General features: G+C 66.4%; 5 protein-coding genes. 4 read left to right on the plus strand and 1 reads right to left on the minus strand.

Going from position 1 to position 2913, the window contains the following annotated elements; genetic code table 11:
- Nucleotides 1-180: 180 nt before the first annotated feature.
- From A6Q79_RS17845 to A6Q79_RS17860, 4 genes are read left to right on the plus strand one after another with little or no spacing between them, the layout of a single operon-like run.
- Nucleotides 181-1353, plus strand: a complete 1173-nt coding sequence (locus tag A6Q79_RS17845) for a homogentisate 1,2-dioxygenase domain-containing protein (protein WP_317698893.1) — start codon at nt 181-183, stop codon at nt 1351-1353.
- Complete coding sequence (gene era, locus A6Q79_RS17850; RefSeq protein ID WP_317698894.1) at nt 1305-1886, plus strand: GTPase Era; 582 nt, start codon at nt 1305-1307, stop codon at nt 1884-1886. The genes A6Q79_RS17845 and era overlap by 49 nt, the downstream gene beginning before the upstream one ends.
- A gap of 2 nt (nt 1887-1888) precedes the next feature.
- Nucleotides 1889-2242 (plus strand): hypothetical protein, encoded by a 354-nt coding sequence (locus tag A6Q79_RS17855; RefSeq protein ID WP_288988642.1) that lies wholly within the window; start codon nt 1889-1891, stop codon nt 2240-2242.
- Between the two features lie 17 nt (nt 2243-2259).
- Nucleotides 2260-2601 carry a hypothetical protein gene (locus tag A6Q79_RS17860; protein WP_317698895.1) on the plus strand — a complete coding sequence of 114 codons (342 nt, stop codon included), beginning with the start codon at nt 2260-2262 and terminating at the stop codon, nt 2599-2601.
- 32 nt (nt 2602-2633) lie between these two features.
- On the opposite strand, the gene A6Q79_RS17865 is transcribed toward A6Q79_RS17860, so the two are convergent.
- Nucleotides 2634-2913: topoisomerase C-terminal repeat-containing protein (locus A6Q79_RS17865; RefSeq protein WP_317698896.1), on the minus strand; the 280-nt coding region annotated here is incomplete at its 5' end.

The raw sequence follows: 2913 nt of genomic DNA on the forward strand, positions 1-2913 counted from the left end.
AGGGCGGCGTCGAGGGGCGCGTCGCCGGGCGGGAAGGTGGCCGCATCGTCGACCAGCCCGACCCAGAACGGGTCGGCCGAGGACGCGGAGAACGGTTCCGTGAAGGTGCTCACGGGGCTACTGTAACGGTCACTTAGTGAGGCAATGCGTCCGATAAGCGGACGCGTCGGAGAGGGAGCGATGGCCTACTACCGCAGTGTGGGAGACGTCCCGCCGACCCGCCACACCCAGCACCGCGACCCCGAGGGGCGCCTCTACCGCGAGGAGCTGATGGGGGAGGAGGGCTTCTCGTCCGACTCCTCCCTGCTCTACCACCGCGGGGTGCCCTCGGCGATCGTGGCCAGCGAGGTCTGGGAGCTGCCCGACCAGTCGCGCACCCCCAACCACCCGCTGGCCCCGCGACACCTGCGGCTGCACGACCTGGAGACCGGGACCGACGCGGTGACCGGTCGCCGCGTGGTGCTGGCCAACAACGACGTCCGCCTCTCCTACGTCCTCACCGGCACCGAGCCGAGCGCCTACTACCGCGACGCGATCGGTGACGAGTGCGTGTTCGTGGAGTCCGGCTCGGGCGTCGTCGAGACCGTCTTCGGCGTGGTGGCCTACCGGGCCGGGGACTTCGTCGTGATCCCGCGCGCGACCACCCACCGTTGGGTGCCGGCCGAGCCGTCGCGCCTCTACGCCACCGAGGCCAGCAGCCATGTCGCGCCGCCCAAGCGCTACCTCTCCAGGTACGGCCAGCTGCTCGAGCACGCGCCCTATTGCGAGCGCGACCTGCACGGCCCCACCGCGCCTCTGCTGCAGGAGGGCGACGACGTGGAGGTACTGGTCAAGCACCGCACCTCGGCGGGCATCGTCGGCACCCGGATGGTCTACGCCACGCACCCGTTGGACGTCGTCGGTTGGGACGGCTGCCTCTACCCCTACACGCTCAACATCGACGACTACATGCCCATCACCGGCAAGGTGCACCAGCCGCCCCCGGTGCACCAGGTCTTCGAGGGCTGGAACTTCGTGATCTGCGCGTTCCTGCCGCGCAAGGTCGACTACCACCCGCTGGCCGTGCCGGTGCCCTACTACCACTCCAACGTCGACTCCGACGAGGTGATGTTCTACGTCGCCGGCGACTACGAGGCGCGCAAGGGATCCGGCATCGGGCTCGGCTCCATCTCGCTGCACCCCGGCGGTCATGCCCACGGCCCGCAGCCGTCGGCGATCGAGAACACCTCGTTGAGGACCTTGACCAGCAGCACCAGCTGCAGCGGGCGCAGCGCCGGGAGGAGCAGCACCGCCGCGTCGAACGCGTGCTGGAGGGAGTCGCGAACCGGCCCGAGAAGAAATATCTGGTGCTGAACAAGGTCGACCTGACCAAGAAGGACAAGCTGCTCACCATCGCAACCGAGCTCAACGCCCGGCTCGCCTTCGACGAGACCTTCTTCATCGCGGCGAGCAGCGGCGACGGGGTGCCCGAACTAAAGGCGCATCTCGCGGCGCTGATGCCCGAGGGGCCGTGGCACTTCCCCGAGGACGAGGTCAGCGACGCGCCCGAACGGATGCTCGCGGCCGAAATCACGCGCGAGCAGCTTTATCGCCAGCTCCACGAAGAACTGCCCTATCAGTCGACGGTCGAGACCGAGCTGTTCAAGACGCGCCCGGACGGCAGCGCCGAAATCCACCAGCAAATCTATGTAGCCCGCGACAACCAGCGCGCCATCGTCCTCGGCAAGGGGGGCGCCCGCATCAAGGAAATCGGCGCGAAGGCGCGCGCCGAACTCGCCGAATTGATGGGGCGCAAGGTCCACCTTTTCCTGCATGTGAAGGTCAAGGAAAATTGGGACGAGGATCGCGGCGTCTATCGCGACATGGGCCTCGACTGGGTCGATTGAATATGAGCCGCCGGCTCGATCCGCTGAATACACCCAGTGACTGGCTCTGTTCGCTGGCCGCAAACTGGAAGGCAGTCCTTTCCACCCTCATCTGTATCGGCATAGCTATGGCATGGGGCATTTTTTCCACGACGGGGACCGACAAGGTGGTCGTCGGCACGGTAGTTCGCGTCGAGCAAATCGGCACCAAGCAACTTCATACCCGCGCGGTCGTGGAGTTGAACGGAGCTGGACAGCTCGCGGTATCTTTGCCCAATCTTACAAATTGCCGCGCCGGCTCGACCATCCAACTTATACGCCGCGAAAATGCGATAGGCAGAAGCTTCCGTGCCGGACTGGCGGCCTGTCGAAATTAGGTCTGCGGAGGAAAACCATGGCGCACGACCCCTTCAACACCCCCGGCGACCGGTTTCGAGCGGTCTTCCGTTATTGGCAGGCCTATCTGCTCATCGCCGTGCTCATCGCGCTCGTCATCGAGCGCGACCGTTTCGCGAGCAGCGGCAAGGATCATCTGGTCGCCGGCGAAGTCATGCGGATCGAAACGCCGCCCGGCAAGCCGGAGCAGGCCGTCGTGCGCATCAACAGCCAGCAGCAGGCGACCGTCGCGCTGCCCGCCAGCGCGCATTGTCATAGCGGATCGAAAATCCGCCTCGTTCGTCACGACGACGTCGCCCAGCACGACTTCCGCGCCGCCGACCCGCCCTGCGCGGGATAAGCGATGGACTTGGGCCGGTCGCCCAAGCAACATCACGCGTCCTTCGCGGCCTTCTTCTTTGCCGGCGCCTTCTTTGCGGCCGGCTTTTTGGCCGCAGCTTTCTTCGCGGGCGCCTTCTTCTTGCCCTTTGCCGGTCCCTTCGCGGCGCGGGCGTCGATCAGGACGACGGCTTCCTCGACGGTCAGCGCGTCGGGCTCGACCGTCTTGGGCAGCGTGGCGTTGGTCGTGCCGTCGGTCACATAAGGCCCGAAGCGTCCGGCCATCAGCTTCATTTCGCCGCCGCTCGTCGGGTGCGGGCCGAAGGTCTTCAAT

The organism is Aeromicrobium sp. REDSEA-S32_B7, assembly GCF_001626145.1.
Classification (GTDB): domain Bacteria; phylum Actinomycetota; class Actinomycetes; order Propionibacteriales; family Nocardioidaceae; genus Aeromicrobium; species Aeromicrobium erythreum.

Bases quoted from the DNA above. Each gene is read 5' to 3' on its own strand.
- A6Q79_RS17845 (WP_317698893.1), top strand. From the start codon at position 181: ATGGCCTACTACCGCAGTGTGGGAGACGTCCCGCCGACCCGCCACACC.
- A6Q79_RS17855 (WP_288988642.1), top strand. From the start codon at position 1,889: ATGAGCCGCCGGCTCGATCCGCTGAATACACCCAGTGACTGGCTCTGT.
- A6Q79_RS17860 (WP_317698895.1), top strand. From the start codon at position 2,260: ATGGCGCACGACCCCTTCAACACCCCCGGCGACCGGTTTCGAGCGGTC.